We start from the raw sequence: 20,758 nt of genomic DNA, 5'->3' as shown, positions 1-20,758 counted from the left end.
CTGGAAGGAGTCTGCTCGGTCTAAATTATGTAAAACAGATATGGACGATTGTTTCAGTGATTTGATCTAGAAATCATTGAAACCCAGCTCGCCCTGGGCCTGTTCCGGCTTCGGCCGTGCCGGGCGCTGGCGGGCCGGTGGTAAGGGCGCCTTGCGTGGAGCGCTGTTTTCCGCTTCCGGCTCCGGCGGCGGCAGGGCCAGGCGGCAACTGCGCACCGTCCACCAGCGCGGCAGCAGCTGGCGCACTTCGCTGCGGCCGAAGCGGTCGTCGATCAGCCAGACCACGCCTTCGTCCTGCTGGGTGCGGATCACCCGGCCGGCCGCCTGCACCACCTTCTGCAGGCCGGGGTAGAGGTAGGTGTAGTCGTAGCCGTCGCCGAACTGGTTATGCATGCGCTGGCGGATTTCCTCGTTCACCGTGTTCACCTGGGGCAGCCCCAGGGTGGCGACGAAGGCGCCGATCAGGCGGTCGCCGGGCAGGTCGATGCCCTCGCCGAAGGCGCCGCCGAGCACCGCGAAGCCGATGCCGCGGCCGCCGTTGCGGAATTGTTCGAGGAAGCCCTCGCGCGCGGTCTCGTCCATGTTGCGCGCCTGCACCCAGACCGGCACGCCCGGCTCGTCGCGGACGAAGCGTTCGCGCACCTGCTCCAGGTAGGCGTAGCTGCTGAAGAAGGCCAGGTAGTTGCCCGGCCGCTCGTGGTACTGGCGCGCCATCAGCTCGCAGATCGGCCGCACCGACTGGGCGCGGTGCTGGTAGCGGGTGGACAGGTTGCGCACCACCTGCACCTCCAGCTGCTCGGCGCGGAACGGCGACTCCACGTCGATCCAGGCGGTGTTCTCGGGCAGGCCCAGCAGGTCGCGGTAGTAGTGCGCCGGCGTCAGGGTGGCGGAGAACAGCGTGCAGCTGTGCGCTTCCTCGAAGCGCGGGGCGAGGAAGGGCGCGGGGATGACGTTGCGCAGGCACAGCGTGGAGTAGACCCGGCCGCTTTCGCTCTGGCGGCGGGTGATGTCGAACAGCGAATGCTCGCCGAAGGCCTCGGCCAGGCGGCAGAAGGCCATGGCGTCGAGGTAGAAGCTCAGCAGCTCCAGGCTGTTGCCGTCGGGCTGCTCGCTGAGGTGGTCGGTGATGGCGGTCACCGCCTTCTGCAGCGCGAGGATGAACAGCTCCGGGGCCAGCGGGTAGACCTGGTATTCCAGCTCCTGGTCGCGGTGCAGCTGGTTCCAGTGGCGGCCGACGCGTTCCAGCGCGCCCTTGAGCTTGGCCGGGGCGACGCGGCGCAGGTCCTGGAAGTCGGCCTGGTCCAGCTCGCCGGTGTACATCTTGCGCCCGCGCTCCACCAGGTTGTGGGCCTCGTCCACCAGCAGCGCCACCTTCCATTCGTTGAGCGCGGTGAGGGCGTAGAGCAGGGCACTCATGTCGAAGTAGTAGTTGTAGTCGCACACCACCACGTCGGCCCAGCGGCTCAGTTCCTGGCTCAGGTAGTAGGGGCAGATGGCGTGCTCGCGGGCCACCTCGCGGACCCGCGCCTGGTCCAGCCAGGCGCCGTCAAGGGCAGCCAGGCGCGCGGCCGGCAGGCGGTCGTAGAAGCCCTTGGCCAGCGGGCAGGAGTCGCCGTGGCAGGCCTTGTCCGGGTGTTCGCAGGCCTTGTCGCGGGCCACGTGCTCCAGCACCCGCAGCGGCAGCTCGGGCTCGTCCTGGCGCAGGCTGGCCAGGGCTTCCAGGGCCAGGCGCCGGCCGGGGGTCTTGGCGCTGAGGAAGAACAACCGGTCCAGGCCCTGGCCGGGCATGGCCTTGAGCTGCGGGAACAGGGTGCCGAGGGTCTTGCCGATGCCGGTGGTGGCCTGGGCCATCAGGTGGCGGCCGTCGCGGGCGGCGCGGTACACCGCCTCGGCGAGCTGGCGCTGGCCGTGGCGGAACTGCGGCCAGGGGAAGCGCAGGCTTTCCAGGGCGCCATCGCGGGCCGCGCGGTGGGCCATCTCGCGTTCGGCCCAGACCACGAAGCGCTGGCAGTGCTCCTCGAAGAAGGCGTGCAGTTCGTCGGCGCTGAAGCTTTCCTGGAACACCGTTTCCTTCTGCGTCATGACGTTGAAGTAGACGACCGCCAGGTCGATCTGCTCCAGGTCCTGCAGGGCGCAGAGCAGCCAGCCGTAGACCTTGGCCTGGGCCCAGTGCAGCTGGCGGTGGTTGTCGGGGATGCGCGAGATGTCGCCGCGGTGCGTCTTGATCTCTTCCAGGCAGTTGCGCGCCGGGTCGTAGCCGTCGGCGCGGCCGCGCACCAGCAGGTTGCGGTAGGCGCCGGCCAGCGGCAGCTCGGCGAGGTAGCCGGGGCCGCGGCGGCCGACCACGGTGGCGTGGCCGGCCATGCCTTCCTGGGCGGTGGGCGAGGGGGTGAAGCGCAGGTCGAGGTCGCCGACCTTGGCGGTGAATTCGCAGAGGGCGCGCACCGCGACCTGGTAGTTCATGCGGCCGGCTCCCCGGCCCAGGTCACGTAGCAGACCTCCACCGGCATGCCGTGCTCGGCGCAGAAGGCCAGCCAGCGCTTCTGGTTGTCCTGCAGGCGGTCGCCGGGGCCCTTCACCTCGATCATCCGGTAGCCGCGCTCGGCGGGGTAGAATTGGATCAGGTCGGGCATGCCGGCGCGGTTGGCCTGCAGGTCTTCCAGCAGGCGGCCGAACCAGGCCTTCAGGTGCGCCGCCGGCAGGCAGGCCAGGGCCTGTTCCAGCAGGCTTTCGTCCAGCAGCTCCCAGAACACGAAGGGCGATTGCAGGCCCTGCTTCTGGCGGTGGATGCGGGGCATCTCGTCGGCGTAGGCGCCGCTGTCGAGCAGTGCCAGGCGTGCTTCGAACAGCTCGGCGCGGCGGGCGCGGAACCGGCTGTCGTAGAGGTCCGCGGGGCCGGCGTGGAAGGGGTGGAAGAAGGCGCCGGGCAGCGGGGTGAAGATCACTTCCCAGCAGAGCAGGCCGAACAGGCCGAGGACCAGGGTGTTCTCCACGTAGTGCACCGGCGCTTCGGGGCGGGCCAGGTGCAGCTGCACGCACTGCTCGACGCTCAGGCCGGGCTGCGGCTGCAGTTCCAGGTCGATGCGTGGCGGCGGCGCGGCCTTGGCCTTAGCCGGCTGGGCGTGGCCGAGCTGGCGGCGCAGGCGCACCAGGGCGCGCTCGATCAGCTGCGCCTCGGCGGCGTCCTGGGGCTGGGCCGCGACCTGCAGGGCCAGGTCATAGGCTTCGGCGTGGCGTTCCAGGCGCTCCAGCACGCGCACCTGGCGCTGGCGGGCGCTGGCGTGTTCGCTGGCGGCATAGACCTGCAGGGCGCCTTCCCAGTCGGCCTCGCGCTCCAGTTGCTGGCCGATGTGGAACAGCACGCGCCCGCGGCGGCGCTGCAGCTGGGCGGTGCCGCAGTCGACGCTGGCGATCAGCGGCAGCAGTTCCTGGGCGGCGGCGCCCAGGTCGAAGGCTTCGCGGCAGCGTTGCAGGAACAGGTGCGCGTCGATCTCCTCGCGGCTGGCGAAGCCGCGGGATTCGCGGGTCAGCGGGACGGTTTCGTAGCGCAGGATGCCCAGGTCGGTGAGGACGAATTCGGTCCAGTCCTGGTACAGGTTGCCGAAGAACATCAGGCGCAGGCGCTCCACCTGGGGCGCGATGGCCAGGCTGTAGACCGCCTCGTCCAGTTGCGGGCACCAGGCAGCGAAGGTGCGCGGTGCGGGTTCGGCCTCGGCCAGTTCGGCCAGCAGCTCCGGCTTGCGCAACTGGCGGCTGGACAGCTGGGCGCCGAAGCAGTCGAGGATTTCGTCCTTGCGCAGCAGGCCGAAGAGTTCCTCCAGGCCCAACGCGGCGGCGCCATCCAGCCAGCCGGCCTCCAGCAGCGGCGCGGCGGCCCGGCGCGGGCAGCCGATCTCGGCGTAGTCCAGCTTGCTGGCGCGAAAGTGCGGGCCCTTGCGCATGATCAGCCGCACCAACAGGGCGCGGGCCTCCAGCGGCATGGCCTGGAAGTCGCGGAGGAAGGCGCGCTCGGCGGTGTCGAAGAGGTCGTCGTAGCGTTCTTCCAGCCAGCCGAGGGCGCGGTGGAAGTTGGCCAGGTAGTAGAAGCGCGGGTCGGTCTGGAAGGGCATGGGCGAGGGCAGGGGCTGTATCTTTATACAGATATCAGGCGGGATGGGGATTGGCAATCGGTGGGGGATGGGCGGGGGGATTTGTTGGTGGGGGGTTGGGCTTTCGGGCTTTTCGTAGGAGCGAGCTTGCTCGCGAATGGCGTCTCCCTGTCGCTACATCGCCTGGGGTTGACTCCGCTCCCTCTCCCTAACCCTCTCCCTGAAGGGAGAGGGGACCGTTGGGCAGGGCTGGGTGTTCTGGAGTCAGCCGGCAACACCGAAGGTTTCCGGCTGAAACCATTCCTTCTCTCGGCACGGACTAGCCCCCTCTCCCTTCAGGGCGGGGCGCGCAGCCGAGGGCTGGGGAGAGGGTTACGGACTTCGGCCCTGCTCCGGAGCCAGGCTTGGCACCGCTGTTCGCGAGCAAGCTCGCTCCCAGTTTCAACGTAGGCCTTAAGGTTTCCCGCCCCCCGGTCGCCCTGCATTTCAAATCCCCCGTACGACGAGGTCGGGTATGCGCCAGCACAACCGTATCGTATTCCGCTCCATGTTCCGCATCCGCGTGCTCGACGCCGGCGGCGAGCTGCTCGGCTATGTCGCCGACCTGTCCGAAAGCGGCCTGAAGATCCGCTGCGACGTGCTGCTGGCGCCGGACAGCCAGTTGGAGCTGCGCCTGCGCATGCGCGACCGCGAGGAGCGCATGCGCGAGGCGCAGGTGAAGGTGCGTTGCGTGTGGTCGGGGGAGAACGCCCAGACCGGCCAGTACGAGGCCGGCCTTGCGCTGGAGCAGCCTTCGGTTTCCTTCAACGAGCTGATGACCGAGCTGCGCGCCGGGCGCCGCAGCGCCACGCCCAACTGATCAGCCGAGGGTGCCGAGGACGTTCACCGCGACCCGCTCGGGTATCTCGTTCTGCGACAGCACGTGCAGCCCCGGGCTGAAGACCCTTGCATAACGCGCCAGCAGCGGGCGCAGCTGCGGCATCACGGTGAGGATCGGCGGGTGGCCTTCCTTGCGCAGCTTCTCCTTCACCACTGGCATGGTGTTCTGCAGCTGGTTGAGCAGGTTGGGCTCCACCGGGATGTTGTCCAGGCTCACCGGGCCGGCCTGCTGGGCGATGGCCAGGGCGCTGAGCAGGGTGTTCTCCAGGTTGTTGTCGAGGATGAACACCGACAGCTCGCCGCGCTCCCCGGCGATGCCCGAGACGATGCTGCGGCGCAGCGCGTAGCGCACGTCGGAGGCCAGCAGCAGCGGGTCCTTGGTGGTCTCGGCGGCTTCCACCAGGGTGGTGGCGATGCTCACCAGGTCACGCAGCGGCACCTGTTCCTGCAGCAGCTGGCGGTACACCCGGTGCTGCAGGCTGAAGCTCAGCTGCGCGCGCAGGTGCTCGGCGAGCTTCGGCGCCTGGGCCGCCAGGCGCTGCATCAGGTGCTCGACGTCGTCGTGCTTGAAGATGTCCGGCAGGTGCTCGCGGATCACCTTGTTCAGGTGGGTGGCGATGACGCTGGCGCAGTCGATCACCTGGTAGCCCAGGTTGAGCGCGCGCGGCTTGTCTTCCGGGCGGATCCACACCACCGGCATCAGGTAGGCCGGGTCGTGGCCGAGGATGCCGTCGACCTCGCCGTAGGTTTCCGCCGAGGGAATGGCCATCAGGCGGTCGGCGTGCAGCTCGGCGCCGTCGATGCGCTCGCCGCTGATATGGATGGCGTACTGCGAGGCCTTCAGCCGCAGGCTGTCGCGGATGTGGATTTCCGGCAGCAGGAAGCCCAGGCTCTCCGACAGCGTCTGGCGCACGCCGCGCACGCGCTGCACCAGGGGCGCGCCGCCGGCCTCGTTGACCAGCCCGACCAGCTTGTAGCCCAGGGAGATGGACAGCCGCTCCACCAGCGGGATGTCTTCCCAGCCCAGCTGCTGGGCGCGTTCCTGGTCCATGGCCTTGCCGATGGCCTCGACCTGCTCCAGGCTCTGCGCCTCGCCCGGCGGCTCGGCCAGGGACACGCGCCAGGCGACGAAGGCGATCAGCGCGGCGAAGCTGAGGAACGCCAGGTGCGGCATGCCGGGGACTATCGCCAGCACCGTGACGATGCCCGCCACCGTGTACAGCAGCGAGGGCGAGGCGAGCATCTGCCGGCGCACCAGCGCGGTGATCTCCGCCGACTCGTTGACCCGCGTGATGATGATCGCCGCCGCGGTGGACAGCAGCAGCGCCGGGATCTGCGCCGCCAGGCCGTCGCCGATGGTCAGCAGGGCGTACTGGCGGAAGGCGTCGGCGCCGGCCATGGCGTAGACGAACACGCCGATGGCCACGCCGCCGAACAGGTTGATCAGCAGGATCAGGATGCCGGCGATGGCGTCGCCGCGGACGAACTTGCTGGCGCCGTCCATGGCCCCGTAGAAGTCGGCTTCCTTGGACACTTCGGCGCGGCGCTTCTTGGCCTCGGCCTGGTCGATCAGGCCGGCGTTGAGGTCGGCGTCGATGGACATCTGCTTGCCCGGCAGGGCGTCCAGGGTGAAGCGCGCGGTGACCTCGGAGATGCGCTCGCCGCCCTTGGTGATGACCATGAAGTTGATGATGGTGAGGATCACGAAGACGATCAGGCCGACGATGAAGTTGCCGCCGATGACCACGTGGCCGAAGGCCTCGATCACCTTGCCGGCGGCCGCCGAGCCGGTGTGCCCGTCGAGCAGCACCACCCGCGAGGAGGCCACGTTCAGCGACAGCCGCAGCAGGGTGGTGACCAGCACCACCGTGGGCAGCAGCGAGAAGTCCAGCGGGCTGCGCGAGGACACGCTGACCATCAGCACCAGCAGGGCGATGCCGATGTTGAAGGTGAAGAGCACGTCCAGCAGCAGCGGCGGCAGCGGCAGGATGATCATCGCGAGGATGGAGAGGATGACCAGCGGGATGCCGATCCGCCCGCTGCGCAATGTCGGCAGGAGCTGCTCGAGGAAGTTCATGGTTGGCCTCTGCTTGCCAGGCTGTCGGGGATGGGGAGGTTCTTGGCCAGTTCCGGCTTGCGCTGTCTTCGCCCCTGGCGGTAGGCGCGCAGCTGCAGGATGTAGGTGAGGACGTGGGCCACGGCGGTGTACAGCCCGGCCGGAATCTGCTGGTTGACCTGGGTGCTGAAGTAGATGGCGCGGGTCAGCGGTGGCACTTCCAGCACTTCAAGATCGTGCCTGGCGGCCATCTGGCGGATGTACAGGGCCATGTCGTCCATGCCGCGGGCCAGCACGTAGGGCGCCTGGGCCTTCCTGGGGTCGTACTTGAGGGCCACGGCGAAGTGCGTCGGGTTGGTCAGCACCACGTCGGCCCTGGGCAGCACGCGGTTGATCTGGCGTTGCAGCAGCTGGCGCTGCACCTGGCGGATGCGCGCCTTCACTTCCGGGCGGCCTTCCTGGCTCTTGTGCTCGTCGCGGCGCTCCTGCTTGGTCATGCGCATGCGCTTGCGGAACAGGAAGCGCTGCAGCGGGATGTCCAGCAGGGCGAAGAACACGAACACCGCCAGCAGGCCGATCAGGGTGTCGAACAGCAGGCCCAGGGCGCCGCCGATGGCGCTGCGGATGTCGCTGCGCTGCAGGGCGATGAGCTGCGGCAGGGCGTCCAGCAGCAGGTACCAGGCCACGCCCAGCAGCACCGCCATCTTCAGCAGCGACTTGAGCAGCTCGGTGAGGTTCTGCAGCGAGAACATCCGCGCAAGACCCGTGATGGGGTTGAGCTTGCCGGCCTTGAACGCCAGGTTGGCCGAGGCGAAGATCCAGCCGCCGGGAACCATGCCGAAGGTCACCACCAGCAGCGGGGTGAGCAGCAGCGGCAGCAGCAGCTGGACCATCAGCCAGATGTGCTGGCCGAGGATCAGCGCCAGGTCGTCCAGGCCCACCTCGCTGCGGTGCAGGTCCAGGTAGGCGAAGCGGAAGCTGTCGGCCAGGCCGTCGAAGAAGCGCCCGACGCAGGCCTTGAGCACCAGCAGGGTGCAGAGCAGCGCCACGGTGCCGGCCAGGTCCTTGGAGCGCGGCACCTGGCCCTTCTGCCGGCTCTGGCGCAGCTTGTGCTCGCTGGCCTCTTCGGTCTTTTCCTGGGAGCCGCCCTGTTCAGCCATGGCCGGTGCCTCGCAGCAGCTGGCCGAGGTTGTCCAGCAGCGCGCGGGTGAGCTGCAGGTAGGTGTCGGGCAGGTCCGGCAGGGTCAGGCGGATGCACGCAAGGCCGGTGAGGATGGCCATGGGGAAGCCCAGGGAGAACAGGTTCATGGCCGGCGAGATGCGGTTGAGCAGGCCGAAGCAGAACTGCACGAGGAACATGCAGAAGGCCAGCGGCAGGCTGATCAGGGTGGCCGCGGAGAACACCCAGGCCAGGGCGTAGGCCAGGGTGGCGAAGCCGGCGTAGGCCAGGCCGCCGCCCACCGGCCAGTAGTGGAAGCTCTGGTAGAGCACGCTGACCACCAGCAGGTGGCCGTCGCTGGCGAGGAACAGCAGGGCCAGCAGCAGGAAGTACAGCTGGCCGACCACCGAGGACGAGGACACGCCGTTCACCGGGTCGTTGTAGCGCGCCATGGCCATGCCCATCTGCGTGGAGACCACCTCGCCGACCAGGCTGAAGATCACGAACACCAGCTGCAGCGCAAGGCCCAGCACGGCGCCCACGGCGATCTGTTCCAGCGCCGCCAGCAGCCCTTCGGCCGACAGCGCCTCGATGGCCGGCGGGCGGGGCAGGGCGCCGGCCAGCGCGAGGGTCAGGCCGATGGCCAGGAGGATGCGCACCTGGCGCGGCAGCGAGCGGTGGTTGAGCAACGGCGCCATGGCGAGCATGGCCATGATCCGGCAGAACGGCCACCAGTAGCGCTGCAGTTCCTGCAGGTACTGGCTGGCCTGCAGCAGCGACTCGTTGGCGTGCATGGCTAGCCGACCAGGTGCCCGGCCTGCTTGAAGGTTTCGATGAACAGGTCGCTGAGGGTGCGCAGGATCCAGTGCCCGGCGAACACCAGCATGCCCAGGGTGATCAGCAGCCGCGGGAGGAAGCTGAGCATCTGCTCGTTGATCTGCGTGGCGGCCTGGAAGATGCTCACAAGCAGGCCGCCGAGCAGGCTCGGCAGGACCAGCACGCAGACCACGATGGCGGTGATGTGCACGGCGTTGGCGATGACCTCGACGGCGTATTCCGGAGTGAGCATGGCGGCCTCAGAACGGCTGGATGCTGGAGGTGAGGGTGCCCATCAGCAGCGCCCAGCCGTCGACCAGGACGAACACCATGAGCTTGAACGGCAGCGAGATCATCATCGGCGAGAGCATCATCATGCCCATGGCCATGAGCACGCTGGCCACCACCAGGTCGATGACCAGGAAGGGCACGAAGATCATGAAGCCGAGCTGGAAGGCGGTCTTCAGCTCGCTGAGCACGTAGGCCGGCAGCAGCAGGGAGAAGTCCAGGTCGGCCTTGTCCGCCGGCATCTTCTCGCCGGCCAGGGCCAGCAGGGTGTCCAGCGAGGTCTTGCCGGTCTGCGCGAGCATGAAGCGGCTGAGGCTGGCCTTGGCCTTGCCCAGGCCTTGCTCCAGGGTGATGGCGTCGGCCTGGAAGGGCTCGTAGGCCTCGGTGTAAACCTCCTTCCACACCGGGCGCATGACCAGCAGCGTCATGCACAGGGCGATGCCCACCAGCACGTTGTTCGGCGGGCTCTGCTGCAGGCCCATGGCCTGGCGCAGGATGGCCAGCACGATGATGAAGCGGGTGAAGCTGGTCATCATCAGCAGCATGGCCGGCAGCAGCCCGAGCAGCGTCATCACCACCAGGATCTGCAGCTTCACGCTCAGCTCCTGGCCGTGCCCGGTGTCGTTCAGGCTCAGCAGGGAAATCTCGCCGCCGGCGGCCAGCACCACGCCGGGCAGCATGCCGGCCAGCGCCAGGCCCAGGGCCAGCCAGTGCCGCGCGCGTCTCATCGGGCCAGGTCGTCCAGGCCGGCGCCGCACAGTTCCAGCACGCGCAGGCCGTAGTTGCCGTTCATCACCACCACCTCGGCCTTGGCGAACAGCGCGCCGTTGACTTTCAGGTCCAGCGGCTCGCCGGCCAGCTTGTCGAGGACGATGACGCTGGAGGCGTCGACTTCCATCAGCTCCTTCAGGGAAATCTCGGTGGAGGCCACCTCCAGGGTGAGGTTCACCGGGATCTTGCCGAAGAAGCTCAGGTCCTGGCGCGGCGCGGCCAGCGCCTCGGGACCGGCGGCCGGCGCCTCGTCCAGGGCCAGGCCGGCGTCGTTGAGGAGGTTGTCCAGTTCGCTGTCGGTGACTTGGCTCATGGGCTTTTCACGCTCTCGAGGGAGGTCAGGAAGAGGCCGCCGTCTTCTTCGAAGAGGGTGCCGCGGAAGAGTTTCTGCTGGTTCACCTGCACCTCGCAGCGCTCCAGCAGGCGCACCGGCAGGATGTCCCCGGGGCGCAGCTGCAGGGCCTGGGCCAGCGGCATCTGCAGCGCCGCGATGACGCAGTCCAGGCGCACCGGCAGGTGCAATAGATGCTGCGCCGGGCTGCCGCCCAGGCGCGCCGGCGGCGGGCCGGCCAGGCGGGTGGTGAGCGCGTCGGCCAGCTCGGCGTCCAGGTAGATGAACAGCGAGGCCTGGCTGCCGGTGATGTGGCTGAGGAAGTGGAACTCGGCCACGTACTCCCAGCTCGCCAGCTCGTAGTCGTTGTCGTGGGGCGTCAGCTCGCCGAAGGTGTCGCCCAGCAGCAGCGAGCGGGCGAACAGCTGGGTCACGTCCACCCCCAGGCGCTTGCGCATGCGCTGCTCGGAGGTGCTGATCGGCGGGGTGTCGTGGCTGGGCAGCGAGGTGCCGCCGTAGTAGCACTCCAGGGCTTCGGTCAGCAGCGGGCGGTCGATGGCGAAACCGACCTTGCCGGAAGGGCAGCGGAAGATGCATTCGGCCGGCCGCGGCGCACTTTCCTGGACCTCGACTTTCTGCAGTTCCAGGTTGATGCGGTAACTACGCAGGAAATAATCGCTGATGATGCGCGGATGCTTGTGGGCGATCTCGCGAATATATTGCGGAACCTTGTGGTAATGCCGGCCCAACTTGTGCGGCTGCAGGCGCACGAGTCTTTCCGAGGGCACGCCGTGGTGGACTTTGGATTGGCCAGTCATGGGTTGGGTCGACTTCCAGAAGTGGGGCTGCGCAGGGGTTCGCCGGGGCGCGGCCTGAGGCGGCGCGGGGTGAACCCTGGGTGCTCGCCGCGGGCATCGGTTCGACGCGCGGCAGAGCCTGCGATTGGGGCGGAAGTCTAGGCAGGCGGGCCCTGGCGGTTAAATCAATAGATATCAAATGACGTTTTTGATCGTCATTCGCGGGCGCCTGAGCGGATTTGACGACAACTGACTCGTCGGTCGCGGTGTGCGCTGGTTAACGTTGCGCCTGTGACGAGGTTCTGTTGAAAAAGTTCCCTCGCACAGTTGAAGGGCGACAGGAAAAAGTCATTCCTTAAGGCCCCTTCGTAATTAAAGGGAAGGCGTTCGGTAATTCCTTCCTATAGAGGCCGGAAGTTCATTCGGCCACTGCCCGCCGGTAAATGAAAGTTCATCGCCGCCGTGGCTTCGATGGAATAACCGAGCGCCGTCCCGAGGGCGGCCCAGACGCAGGAAAGTTGCATTGAAACAGTTCAGTCAATTGGCCAGTTGCAGTGAAGAAGCCAGCCTGGCGGCGCAACAGGTGGTGATCGTCGGCGGCGCCGGCGAGATCGGCCTGGACCTGCTCAATGACGGCCTGGCGCGCCTGGGCCGGCGCGTGCTGCGGGTGAAGAACGCGGCCGGGCTGGACGCCGTCGACCTGGCGGCCTGCGGCCCGGTCTTCGTCTTCGCCGAGCGCCGCCCGCAGCGCAGCTTCCCGCAGATCGGCGAACTGCTGCAGCGCGTGCCGCAGCTGAGCCTGGTGCCGGTGGTGGAATACGCCGACCAGGAAATGGCCGCCCAGCTGCTGGAAATGGGCTGCATCGACTACCTGCTGGCGCCCTTCAGCGAAAGCCAGCTGGCCGCGCTGCTGCACCGCCAGGAACAGGCGGCGGTGGCCGGCGAGGGCTTCGTCTCGCAGTCGCGCGCCGGGCGCCGCCTGCTGGCCCTGGCCCAGCGCGTGGCGCAGACCCGCGCGCCGATCCTGATCACTGGCGAGACCGGCACCGGCAAGGAGCTGATGGCACGCTACATCCACCGCTTCTCTGCCGAGCCGCAGGCGCCCTTCGTGGCGGTGAACTGCGCGGCGATTCCCGAGCAGATGCTCGAATCCATCCTCTTCGGCCACGAGCGCGGCGCCTTCACCGGCGCGGTCAGCGCCCAGCCGGGCAAGTTCGAGCAGGCCAACGGCGGCACCCTGCTGCTGGACGAGATCGGCGAACTGCCCCTGGGCCTGCAGGCCAAGCTGCTGCGCGTGCTGCAGGAGCAGCGCGTGGAGCGCCTGGGCGGGCAGCGCGAAATCCGCCTGAACGTGCGCGTCATCGCCGCCACCAACCGCGACCTGCAGGAAGAAGTCAGCGCCGGGCGCTTCCGCGCCGACCTGATGTTCCGCCTCGACGTGCTGCCGCTGCACATCAGCCCGCTGCGCGAGCGCAAGGACGACATCCTGCCCCTGGCGCAGCGCTTCATCCAGCAGTACGCACCCCAGGAGCGCCACGCCGAACTGCTCACCGAAGCGGCGCGGCAGGCCCTGCTGGCCCACGACTGGCCGGGCAACGTGCGCGAGCTGGAGAACGTCATCCAGCGCGCCCTGGTGCTGCGCGCCGGGCTGTTCATCCAGCCGCGCGACCTGGGGCTCGCACCGCCCACCGAGCAGCTGGCCAGCGTGGCCGCGGCGGCGCCGCTGCCGGGCGAGGGCGGCAAGGCGGCCCTGCGCGCCAGCGGCAAGTGGGCCGAGTACCAGCACGTGATCGACACCATCCGCCGCTTCGGCGGGCACAAGACCAAGGCCGCGGAAAGCCTCGGCATGACGCCGCGGGCCCTGCGCTACCGCCTCAACGCCATGCGCGAGCAGGGCGTGAACCTGTCCTTCTGAAACGAGAGTCGCCATGAACCCCATCGAGCAGGCCCGCAGCGAGATGCTCGGGCAGATGCAGCAATTGCGCGCGCTGTCGGCGGCGCCCATCCGCCCGGCCAGCGAGGCCCCCGGCGCCGAGCCGGGCTTCGGCAACGCCTTCGAGGACGCCCTGCGCGCCGTCGACGCCCAGCAGCACCAGGCCAGCGAGGCCATGGCCGCGGTGGATGCCGGGCGCAGCGACGACCTCGCCGGCGCCATGGTCCAGAGCCAGCAGGCCAGCGTGTCCTTCAGCGCCTTGCTGCAGGTGCGCAACAAGCTCGCCACCGCCTTCGACCAAGTCATGAACATGCCGCTGTGACGGCGCACAAGGGCTGAACCGTGCTGCAGAAGATCAAAGACCGCCTGCCCCTGGGCAAGCTGCGCCTGGACCCGCGCCTGAGCCTGCTGGGCCTGGCCGGCGGCGCCGCGCTGCTGGCCCTGGGCAGCACCTGGTACCTGTGGCGCGACCAGGGCGCCTTCCACCCGCTGTACGGCGCCGGCGAAGCCTACCCGGCGGCCGAGGTGATGCAGGTGCTGGACGCCGACAGCATCGCCTACCGCCTGCACCCGCAGAGCGGCCAGGTGCTGGTGCGCGACGACCAGCTGGCGCGGGCGCGCATGTTGCTGGCGGCCAAGGGCGTGAAGGTCGCGGTGCCGGCCGGCTACGAACTGTTCGACAAGGACGAGCCGCTGGGCACCAGCCAGTTCGTCCAGGACGTGCGCCTGAAGCGCAGCCTGGAAGGCGAGCTGGCGCGCACCGTGATGGCCATGGAAGGGGTGCAGCAGGCCCGCGTGCACCTGGCCATTGACCAGCAGAGCTCCTTCGTGGTCAGCCAGCGCGAGCCGGCCAAGGCCTCGGTGATGCTGCAGCTGGCCCCGGGCTTCCGGCCCAAGCCGGAGCAGGTGGCGGCGGTGGTCAACCTGGTGGCCAACAGCGTGCCGCAGCTGCAGCCGGAGAACGTCAGCGTGGTCGACCAGCACGGCGTGCTGCTCTCCCGCGGGCTCGCCGCCTGGGGCGGGGCGCAGCAGAACGGCCAACTGGTGGATGACTTCCAGCAGAAGGCGGTGGCCAACGTCGAGCAGGTGCTGGCGCCCATCGTCGGGCCGGGCAACTATCGCGTCAGCGTGGCCGCCGACATCGACTTCAGCCAGAAGGAAGAGACGCTGCAGAGCTACGGCGACACGCCGCGCCTGCGCCGCGAGACCCTGCGCGACGACAGCACCCTGGACGAACTGGCCCTGGGCGTGCCCGGCTCGCTGAGCAACCGCGCGCCGGTCAAGCCGCCGGAGCCACAGCAGGGCCAGGGCAACGCCCAGGCCGGCGCCGCCCAGGCCAGCAACACCCAGGACAAGGCGGCCACCTCGCAGCGCAAGGAATCCAACCGCCAGCTCGACTACGACCAGAACATCACCCACGTCAAGCACGCGCCCTTCAACCTGCGCCAGCAGAGCGTGGCGGTGATGATCAACGCCGCCGCGGCCCCCGAGGGCGGCTGGAGCGAGGAAACCCGCAAGCAGCTGGAACTGGCGGTGAAGAACGCCGTGGGCTTCAACGCTGCGCGCGGCGACAGCCTGTCGGTCTCGGTGCTGCCCTTCGTCGCCGCCGCGCCGCTGGACGAACCTGTGCGCTGGTGGGACGACGCCCAGCTGCAGGGCTGGGTGCGCCTGGGCATGTTCGGCCTGGTCAGCCTGCTGTTGCTGCTGCTGGTGGTGCGCCCCGCGGTGCGCAGCCTGACCCAGCGCAAGCCGGCGCCGGCCGCGGGCGAGGAGGGCCTGGGCACATTGCTGGGCAACGAGCACGGCGAACGCCTGCTGGCGCGGGTGGGCGATGCGCCGCGCGCCCTGGGCGTGTTCAGCGAACTCAACCCGCTCTCGGAAATCCGCCTGCCGGCGCCGGGCTCGGGCCTGGAACACCAGATCGAGCACCTGCAGATGCTCGCCAAGAACGATCCCGAGCGGGTCTCCGAAGTGATCAAGCAATGGATAGGGCGCAATGAGCGAGACCTCAACCCCGTCGGCTGACGAAGCGCGCGTGCCGGTGCGCCGGCGCGCCATGAGCTCCATGGAGCAGGCGGCGATCCTCATGCTGAGCATGGGCGACGAGACCTCGGCCGGGGTGCTGCGGCACTTCTCCCGCGAGGAAATCATCAGCATCAGCCAGGCCATGGCGCGGCTGAACAACGTCAAGCTGCCCATGGTGTCGGACGTGATCGGCCGCTTCTTCGAGGACTACAAGGAGCAGAGCAGCATCAAGGGCGCCTCCCGCGGCTACCTCGCCGGCATGCTCGGCAAGGCCCTGGGCAGCGACATCACCCGCAGCCTGCTGGACAGCATCTACGGCGAGGAAATCCGCGCCCGCATGGCCCGCCTGGAATGGCTGGACCCCAAGCAGTTCGCCGCCCTCATCGCCAACGAGCACGCGCAGATGCAGGCGGTGTTCCTCGCCTTCCTGCCGCCGTCCATGGCCAGCCAGGTGCTCGAATGCCTGCCGGCCGAGCGCCAGGACGAGCTGCTGTACCGCATCGCCAACCTCAGCGAGGTCAGCGGCGAGGTCATCGCCGAGCTGGAACAACTGATCGACCGCAGCCTGGCGGTGCTCTCCACCCAGGGCTCGCAGGTGCGCGGCATCAAGCAGGCGGCGGACATCATGAACCGCTTCAAGGGCGACCGGAACCAGATGTTCGAGCTGCTGCGCAGCCACGACTCCGGCCTGGTGGAGCGCATCGAGGAAGAGATGTACGACTTCTTCATCCTCTCCCGGCAGAGCCAGGACACCCTGCAGGCGCTGCTCGAAGCCATTCCCCTGGAAGAGTGGGTGGTGGCGCTCAAGGGCGCGGAGCCGGCGCTGGTCAAGGCCATCCAGGGCGCCATGCCCAAGCGCCAGGCGCAGCAGATGGACGCCATCAAGCGCCGCCAGGGCCCGGTGCCGCTGAGCCGCGTCGAGCAGGTGCGCCGCGACATCATGGCGATGGTCCGCGAGCTGGCCGCCGAAGGCGAGATCCAGCTGCAGCTGTTCCGCGAACAGACGGTGGAGTGAGGCGCCCATGACGGTCAAGGTGATCCGCGGCGGCGCCCGCGACTGGCGGCCGTACCGCTTCCCGCCGCGCTGCAGCGGGGCGTTGCAGGAACAATGGCAGGGCGGCGACCCGGCCGAACTGCAGAAGGCGGTGGCCGACGGCTACCAGCAGGGCAGCGACAAGGGCTACCGCGAAGGCCTGGAGCAGGGCCGCGAGGCTGGCCATGAAGAGGGCTTGCGCCTGGGCCGCCAGGAAGGCCTGCGCCAGGGGCGTGAGGAAGGCCGCGAGGAGGGCCGCCGCGTCTTCGAGACCGCCGCCCAGCCGCTGGACCGGCTGTGCGAGGAATTCCGCCGCTTCGCCGAGGCCTTCGAGGCGCAGCGCCGCGAGCAACTGCTGGAACTGGTGCAGAAGGTGGCGCGGCAGGTCATCCGCTGCGAGCTGACGCTGCACCCCACGCAACTGCTGAGCCTGGCCGACGAGGCCCTGGCGGCCATGCCGGAACAGCCGGACAGCGTGCAGCTGCTGCTCAACCCCGAAGAGTGCGCGCGCATCCGCGAACTGGCGCCGGAACGCGCCGCCGCCTGGCGCCTGGTGCCCGACGAGCGCCTGGCCCTGGGCGAATGCCGCCTGCTCACCGCCGAGGAAGAAACCGACATCGGCTGCCAGCAACGCCTGGACAGCTGCATGCAGGTGCTCGGCGAACACCTGCTGGGCGACGACTGACGATGGCCCTGGGCGAAAGCTTCAGCCTCGACGTCGATCAGGCCCTGCGCTCGCTGGACTCGGTGCAGCTGGCCAAGGTCAGCGGGCGCCTGGTGCGCGTCTCCGGGCTGCTGCTGGAAAGCCTCGGCTGCCGCCGTGCCACCGGCCAGCGCTGCCTGGTGGAACAGGCCGACGGCAGCCTGCTGGACGCCCAGGTGGTCGGCTTCAACCGCGACACCACCTACCTGATGCCGTTCAAGAAGCCGGTGGGCCTGGCCGCCGGCTCACGGGTGTTCCCGGCCGAGGAGCAGGCCGCGCTGCGCATCGACGAATCCTGGCTGGGGCGGGTGGTCAACGGCCTCGGCGAACCGCTGGACGAACGCGGCCGCCTGGGCGGGCGCGACGCGCTCTCGGCGCAACTGCCCACGGTCAACCCGCTCAAGCGCCGCCCGGTGACCGAGGCGCTGGACGTCGGCGTGCGCGCCATCAATGCCCTGCTGACCCTCGGCAAGGGCCAGCGCGTCGGCCTGTTCGCCGGCAGCGGTGTGGGCAAGAGCGTGCTGCTGGGCATGATCACCCGGCAGACCAAGGCCGAAGTGGTGGTGGTCGGCTTGATCGGTGAGCGTGGCCGCGAGGTGCAGGAATTCATCCAGCACTCCCTCGGCGAGGAAGGCCGGCGCAAGGCCGTGGTGGTGGTGGCGCCGGCCAACGAGTCGCCGCTGATGCGCCTGAAGGCCACCGAGCTGTGCCACAGCATCGCCGCCTACTTCCGCGACCAGGGCCGCGACGTGCTGCTGCTGGTGGATTCGCTGACGCGCTACGCCATGGCCCAGCGCGAGATCGCCCTGGCCCTGGGCGAGCCACCGGCGACCAAGGGCTACCCGCCGTCGGTGTTCGGCATGCTCCCGGAACTGGTGGAAAGCGCCGGCAACGGCGTGGCCGGCAGCGGCAGCCTGAGCGCGCTGTACACGGTGCTGGCCGAAGGCGACGACCAGCAGGACCCGATCGCCGACAGCGCCCGCGCCATCCTCGACGGCCACATCGTGCTGTCGCGCCGGCTGGCCGACGTCGGCCACTACCCGGCGATCGACATCGGCGCCTCGGTCAGCCGCTGCATGGCCCAGGTCGGCGAGCCGGCGCACCTGCGCGCAGCGCGGCAGTTCAAGGAACTGCATGGCAGCTACGAGAAAATCCGCGAACTCATCCCCCTGGGCGGCTACACCGCCGGCCTGGACGCCCGCACCGACCGCGCCGTGCAACTGGCCCCGGCGCTGGAGCGCTTCCTGCGCCAGGAAGTCAACGAAGGCGCCGACCTGGCCGCCAGCCTCGAACACCTGCAACAGGCCCTGCGGCTATGAAGGAACAGATCGACACCCTGCGCCGCCTGGCCAGCGTGCGGAGCAACCGCGTGCGCGAAATGCTCGGCCGGGTGAACTACCAGCGCGGCCTGTGCCAGCGCTACCGCAACAACATCACCGGCCTGACGCGCCTGTGCGGCTTCGTGGTGCCCACCAGCACCGAGCTGCAGCGCGGCAACCAGCAGCAGTACAAGGCCACGCTGTTCAGGATGCTGGCCCTGCAGAAGCGCGAGCTGGAAGTGGCCGAGCAGACGCTGGAGCGCATCCAGGGCGAGCTGCTGCAGGCCATGCGCGGCGAGAAGGTGCTGGAACAGGTCATCGAATCGCGCCTGGAGCAATGGCAGACGCAACTGGCGCGCCAGGAGCAGAAGATCCAGGACGGCCTGGCGGCGCAGAGCTGGTGGCGGAGCCAGGGCGCATGAGGCAGCATTTAAGTTCTTCGCCGAACCGGTCGCCTGTCGGTCGGTAGACCCCCTTTCTTCTGGACGCGAACATGGAAATCACCCGGCAACTAAAGCCCGTCATCGGCGCCCCCGTGCAGAGCGCCGCCCCCCAGCGCAGCCCGCGCGAGGAAGCCGCGCGCCCCGCCGCCCAGGCGCCGGCCGGCAGCGGCGCGCTGCCGCTGGAGCAGGTCCAGGAAGCCCTGGGCGCGCTGCCGGAAGTGGACCTGGACAAGGTCGCCGCGATCCGCGACGCCCTGGCCCGCGGCGAAGTCTCCCTCGACCCCGAGGCGCTGTCGCGCAGCATGCTCGACTTCCACGGCGGCGGTGCATGAGCGAAAGACGCGCCCGCCTGCTGCAACTGATCGAGGCCGACATCCGCCTCGACCGCGCGGACTACCTGTACCTGCGCAGCGCACTGCTGGACCTGCACGACCAACTGCTGGCCCGCGACAGCGAGGCCATCGCCCGCAGCAACACCCGCATCGGCGAACTGGTGGAAGCCGTGCGCCAACGCGCCGAACGCCGCGCCAAGGTGCTCCAGGCCTTCGGCCTGGACATCGGCCGCGCCGGCATGCAGCGCCTGCTCGAACACTTCCCCGGCGCCGGCCGCCAGCCCCTGCAGCGCGACTGGCAGGCGCTGGCCGAACAGGTGGAGGAATGCCGCCTGCTCAACGAACGCAACGGCCGCCTGCTGGCAATGCACAACGAGATCATCGGCCAGCTGCTGGCGGGGCAGGGCGGGCATGGGGTGTACTCGCCGGAGTATTGAGGTTTTCCTTTCGCGGCGCCTTCGGGCGCCGTTTTTTTGCCTGGCGAAGGGCCTAAGAGCCCCCTCTCCCGCAAGCGGGAGAGGGGGCTGTCCGCTGCGCGCTGTGGGTTTGGTGTAATCCTGTGATTGCAACTGAAGTGACTCGAGGCATCAGGAGTAAGCCGGGCTTCCAATCTGCTCCGAACGGCCCCCTCTCCCTTCAGGGAGAGGGTTGGGGAGAGGGCGCTCTTGGGCCCAACACTGAAGCCACCGGGCAACACCCTTCGCGAGCAAGCTCGCACCTACGAAGACGTAGGGCGCATAACCGTTCGCGGTTATCCGCCGTCGTCCATGCCACCGGGGCATCCGGCGCGGCCGGTGAATCCAATCGCGGACGGAGTCCGCTCCTACACCCGTGCTTCCCAGGAGCCGTAGGAGCAACTGTCTTGCAGGCTGCACCGGGGGCTCTTCGTAGGAGCGAGCCATGCTCGCCTGCAACGCGGACTCTCGATCATCCGTCGTTGAAAACGGCTTTTTACCTGGCCGCCAGGGAGGTATCGCGCCTGGTTTTCCCCCAGCGCTTGCCTACGGCAAGGTGGCTGGCCAGCACCCCGACAGCCGTATCACTGACGGTCGGACAGGTCGGACTCGGCCCAGTCGATCGCCGAAACCGGTACGGCCACGGCGCGCCCGGAGGCATAGAGCGCACAGAACATCGACGAGCACTCGATGATCCTGAAGTCTCCGCTTCGGCCTTTCGGGTCGCTCAGCTCGACCCTCGGGGCATTGACGAAGCCGGCCTTCAGGTCCTCCGCCGCGACCTTCTTGCCAATGGCGTAGAAAGGGGAGATGGAAAGCGACAGCAGCAGGGCGATCATGAACATCAGCGCGAATACGCTGTAGCTGACGGTGAATAGCCAGAACAGGTAGAGACCGGCCTCCTTGACGTACTCCGAGAGCAGCCGGTTCTGCCTTGACGCGCTGCGGCGGCTGTCCAGCCTCTTGCCCAGCCGGGCCAGCATCACGCTCATCGGCGCCATGATGAGCACGATCACAAGAGCCATGCTCAGGACCAGGCCGTAGTGCTGCTCCAGCAGCCCGAGGACCCCTTTCAGGCCGGCGAGCATTGCATGGAACCAGCCGATGACTGCGCTTATCAGCGTCGAGGCGGTGTCCTGGGGAAACATCGAGGGCTCGAGCTTGAAATAGCCCAGGTAGGCATCGTGATAGGCCTTGCCGTTGAGGTACAGGATCGGCAGGCTCGCCGCGGTGACGAGGGGGCCCAGCAAGGACAGCATCCTGGCGGACGGCTTCGGTTTCTGTGCCTGTTCCCGGGCTTCGTTCTTTTCCATGGCGGTCAATTCGTGAC

At 68.7% G+C, this 20,758-nt stretch carries 20 protein-coding genes; 10 read left to right on the top strand and 10 right to left on the bottom strand.

The genetic code is table 11. The features are described from left to right. Positions 1-66 precede the first annotated feature (66 nt). Together PcP3B5_RS17395 and PcP3B5_RS17390 are read right to left on the bottom strand one after the other, a co-directional pair. A complete protein-coding gene (locus PcP3B5_RS17395; RefSeq protein ID WP_058071085.1) occupies positions 67-2,463 on the bottom strand; it encodes an ATP-dependent DNA helicase in 2,397 nt (798 codons plus the stop codon). Beyond that, a complete protein-coding gene (locus PcP3B5_RS17390) occupies positions 2,460-4,109 on the bottom strand; it encodes a VRR-NUC domain-containing protein (RefSeq protein ID WP_061561974.1) in 1,650 nt (549 codons plus the stop codon). The genes PcP3B5_RS17395 and PcP3B5_RS17390 overlap by 4 nt, the downstream gene beginning before the upstream one ends. Before the next feature lie 493 nt (positions 4,110-4,602). On the opposite strand from PcP3B5_RS17390, the gene PcP3B5_RS17385 reads away from it, so the two are divergent. Further along, complete coding sequence (locus tag PcP3B5_RS17385) at positions 4,603-4,947, top strand: PilZ domain-containing protein (protein ID WP_009622801.1); 345 nt, start codon at positions 4,603-4,605, stop codon at positions 4,945-4,947. Here the strand turns inward: PcP3B5_RS17385 and PcP3B5_RS17380 are convergent, their stop codons facing one another. The 7 genes from PcP3B5_RS17380 to PcP3B5_RS17350 are packed head-to-tail and all read right to left on the bottom strand — an operon-like array spanning position 4,948 to position 11,206. Then, positions 4,948-7,044 carry a flagellar biosynthesis protein FlhA gene (locus tag PcP3B5_RS17380; RefSeq protein WP_058072943.1) on the bottom strand — a complete coding sequence of 699 codons (2,097 nt, stop codon included), beginning with the start codon at positions 7,042-7,044 and terminating at the stop codon, positions 4,948-4,950. Beyond that, positions 7,041-8,183, bottom strand: coding sequence for a flagellar type III secretion system protein FlhB (gene flhB / locus PcP3B5_RS17375; protein WP_058072944.1), 1,143 nt, complete (start codon positions 8,181-8,183; stop codon positions 7,041-7,043). Before flhB ends, PcP3B5_RS17380 begins: the two co-directional genes overlap by 4 nt. Then, on the bottom strand, positions 8,176-8,976 hold the full coding sequence (gene fliR / locus PcP3B5_RS17370) for a flagellar biosynthetic protein FliR (RefSeq protein ID WP_058072945.1): 801 nt from the start codon (positions 8,974-8,976) through the stop codon (positions 8,176-8,178). Before fliR ends, flhB begins: the two co-directional genes overlap by 8 nt. A 2-nt stretch (positions 8,977-8,978) precedes the next feature. Then, complete coding sequence (locus PcP3B5_RS17365; RefSeq protein ID WP_058072946.1) at positions 8,979-9,251, bottom strand: flagellar biosynthetic protein FliQ; 273 nt, start codon at positions 9,249-9,251, stop codon at positions 8,979-8,981. Between the two features lie 7 nt (positions 9,252-9,258). Continuing rightward, positions 9,259-10,014, bottom strand: a complete 756-nt coding sequence (gene fliP / locus PcP3B5_RS17360; RefSeq protein ID WP_058072947.1) for a flagellar type III secretion system pore protein FliP — start codon at positions 10,012-10,014, stop codon at positions 9,259-9,261. After that, a complete protein-coding gene (locus PcP3B5_RS17355; RefSeq protein WP_043271854.1) occupies positions 10,011-10,370 on the bottom strand; it encodes a flagellar motor switch protein FliN in 360 nt (119 codons plus the stop codon). Before PcP3B5_RS17355 ends, fliP begins: the two co-directional genes overlap by 4 nt. After that, complete coding sequence (locus tag PcP3B5_RS17350) at positions 10,367-11,206, bottom strand: FliM/FliN family flagellar motor switch protein (RefSeq protein WP_043313266.1); 840 nt, start codon at positions 11,204-11,206, stop codon at positions 10,367-10,369. Before PcP3B5_RS17350 ends, PcP3B5_RS17355 begins: the two co-directional genes overlap by 4 nt. 502 nt (positions 11,207-11,708) lie before the next feature. On the opposite strand from PcP3B5_RS17350, the gene PcP3B5_RS17345 reads away from it, so the two are divergent. The 9 genes from PcP3B5_RS17345 to flgN all read left to right on the top strand — a co-directional run bounded on the left by PcP3B5_RS17345 (position 11,709) and on the right by flgN (position 19,410). Further along, positions 11,709-13,100 carry a sigma-54 dependent transcriptional regulator gene (locus PcP3B5_RS17345; RefSeq protein ID WP_082657059.1) on the top strand — a complete coding sequence of 464 codons (1,392 nt, stop codon included), beginning with the start codon at positions 11,709-11,711 and terminating at the stop codon, positions 13,098-13,100. A 13-nt stretch (positions 13,101-13,113) separates the two neighbouring features. Next, a complete protein-coding gene (fliE, locus tag PcP3B5_RS17340; protein WP_043313269.1) occupies positions 13,114-13,440 on the top strand; it encodes a flagellar hook-basal body complex protein FliE in 327 nt (108 codons plus the stop codon). Positions 13,441-13,460: 20 nt separating this feature from the next. Beyond that, positions 13,461-15,143 carry a flagellar basal-body MS-ring/collar protein FliF gene (gene fliF / locus PcP3B5_RS17335; RefSeq protein WP_009622783.1) on the top strand — a complete coding sequence of 561 codons (1,683 nt, stop codon included), beginning with the start codon at positions 13,461-13,463 and terminating at the stop codon, positions 15,141-15,143. Continuing rightward, positions 15,115-16,158, top strand: coding sequence for a FliG C-terminal domain-containing protein (locus PcP3B5_RS17330; RefSeq protein ID WP_009622780.1), 1,044 nt, complete (start codon positions 15,115-15,117; stop codon positions 16,156-16,158). Before fliF ends, PcP3B5_RS17330 begins: the two co-directional genes overlap by 29 nt. Before the next feature lie 7 nt (positions 16,159-16,165). Beyond that, positions 16,166-16,861 (top strand): flagellar assembly protein FliH, encoded by a 696-nt coding sequence (gene fliH / locus PcP3B5_RS17325; RefSeq protein ID WP_009622779.1) that lies wholly within the window; start codon positions 16,166-16,168, stop codon positions 16,859-16,861. A gap of 2 nt (positions 16,862-16,863) precedes the next feature. Further along, a complete protein-coding gene (fliI, locus tag PcP3B5_RS17320) occupies positions 16,864-18,198 on the top strand; it encodes a flagellar protein export ATPase FliI (RefSeq protein WP_043271849.1) in 1,335 nt (444 codons plus the stop codon). After that, the gene (locus PcP3B5_RS17315; RefSeq protein WP_009622775.1) at positions 18,195-18,620 is read left to right on the top strand and encodes a flagellar FliJ family protein; all 426 of its coding nucleotides are present in this window, start codon (positions 18,195-18,197) and stop codon (positions 18,618-18,620) included. Before fliI ends, PcP3B5_RS17315 begins: the two co-directional genes overlap by 4 nt. A 71-nt stretch (positions 18,621-18,691) precedes the next feature. Next, positions 18,692-18,973 carry a flagellar biosynthesis anti-sigma factor FlgM gene (gene flgM / locus PcP3B5_RS17310; RefSeq protein WP_058072949.1) on the top strand — a complete coding sequence of 94 codons (282 nt, stop codon included), beginning with the start codon at positions 18,692-18,694 and terminating at the stop codon, positions 18,971-18,973. After that, positions 18,970-19,410: a flagellar protein FlgN gene (gene flgN, locus PcP3B5_RS17305; RefSeq protein WP_058072950.1), complete on the top strand. Its 441-nt coding sequence runs from the start codon at positions 18,970-18,972 to the stop codon at positions 19,408-19,410. The genes flgM and flgN overlap by 4 nt, the downstream gene beginning before the upstream one ends. A 602-nt stretch (positions 19,411-20,012) precedes the next feature. On the opposite strand, the gene PcP3B5_RS17300 is transcribed toward flgN, so the two are convergent. Next, a complete protein-coding gene (locus PcP3B5_RS17300) occupies positions 20,013-20,750 on the bottom strand; it encodes a hypothetical protein (protein ID WP_058072951.1) in 738 nt (245 codons plus the stop codon). Between the last annotated feature and the right edge of the window lie 8 nt (positions 20,751-20,758).

The organism is Pseudomonas citronellolis (genome assembly GCF_001586155.1).
GTDB classification, from domain to species: Bacteria; Pseudomonadota; Gammaproteobacteria; order Pseudomonadales; family Pseudomonadaceae; genus Pseudomonas; species Pseudomonas citronellolis.
The sequence above is the reverse complement of the archived record's forward strand: the minus strand, read 5'-3'. Positions and strand labels throughout refer to the sequence as shown.

What these genes read in the sequence shown, in the direction of transcription:
- PcP3B5_RS17350 (WP_043313266.1), bottom strand. Translation starts at nt 11,206, where the DNA reads ATGACTGGCCAATCCAAAGTCCACCACGGCGTGCCCTCGGAAAGACTC.
- fliI (WP_043271849.1), top strand. Translation starts at nt 16,864, where the DNA reads ATGGCCCTGGGCGAAAGCTTCAGCCTCGACGTCGATCAGGCCCTGCGC.
- PcP3B5_RS17315 (WP_009622775.1), top strand. Translation starts at nt 18,195, where the DNA reads ATGAAGGAACAGATCGACACCCTGCGCCGCCTGGCCAGCGTGCGGAGC.
- PcP3B5_RS17330 (WP_009622780.1), top strand. Translation starts at nt 15,115, where the DNA reads ATGAGCGAGACCTCAACCCCGTCGGCTGACGAAGCGCGCGTGCCGGTG.
- PcP3B5_RS17355 (WP_043271854.1), bottom strand. Translation starts at nt 10,370, where the DNA reads ATGAGCCAAGTCACCGACAGCGAACTGGACAACCTCCTCAACGACGCC.
- fliP (WP_058072947.1), bottom strand. Translation starts at nt 10,014, where the DNA reads ATGAGACGCGCGCGGCACTGGCTGGCCCTGGGCCTGGCGCTGGCCGGC.
- PcP3B5_RS17390 (WP_061561974.1), bottom strand. Translation starts at nt 4,109, where the DNA reads ATGCCCTTCCAGACCGACCCGCGCTTCTACTACCTGGCCAACTTCCAC.
- flgM (WP_058072949.1), top strand. Translation starts at nt 18,692, where the DNA reads ATGGAAATCACCCGGCAACTAAAGCCCGTCATCGGCGCCCCCGTGCAG.
- flgN (WP_058072950.1), top strand. Translation starts at nt 18,970, where the DNA reads ATGAGCGAAAGACGCGCCCGCCTGCTGCAACTGATCGAGGCCGACATC.
- fliE (WP_043313269.1), top strand. Translation starts at nt 13,114, where the DNA reads ATGAACCCCATCGAGCAGGCCCGCAGCGAGATGCTCGGGCAGATGCAG.
- fliR (WP_058072945.1), bottom strand. Translation starts at nt 8,976, where the DNA reads ATGCACGCCAACGAGTCGCTGCTGCAGGCCAGCCAGTACCTGCAGGAA.
- PcP3B5_RS17395 (WP_058071085.1), bottom strand. Translation starts at nt 2,463, where the DNA reads ATGAACTACCAGGTCGCGGTGCGCGCCCTCTGCGAATTCACCGCCAAG.
- PcP3B5_RS17380 (WP_058072943.1), bottom strand. Translation starts at nt 7,044, where the DNA reads ATGAACTTCCTCGAGCAGCTCCTGCCGACATTGCGCAGCGGGCGGATC.
- flhB (WP_058072944.1), bottom strand. Translation starts at nt 8,183, where the DNA reads ATGGCTGAACAGGGCGGCTCCCAGGAAAAGACCGAAGAGGCCAGCGAG.
- PcP3B5_RS17385 (WP_009622801.1), top strand. Translation starts at nt 4,603, where the DNA reads ATGCGCCAGCACAACCGTATCGTATTCCGCTCCATGTTCCGCATCCGC.
- PcP3B5_RS17365 (WP_058072946.1), bottom strand. Translation starts at nt 9,251, where the DNA reads ATGCTCACTCCGGAATACGCCGTCGAGGTCATCGCCAACGCCGTGCAC.
- fliH (WP_009622779.1), top strand. Translation starts at nt 16,166, where the DNA reads ATGACGGTCAAGGTGATCCGCGGCGGCGCCCGCGACTGGCGGCCGTAC.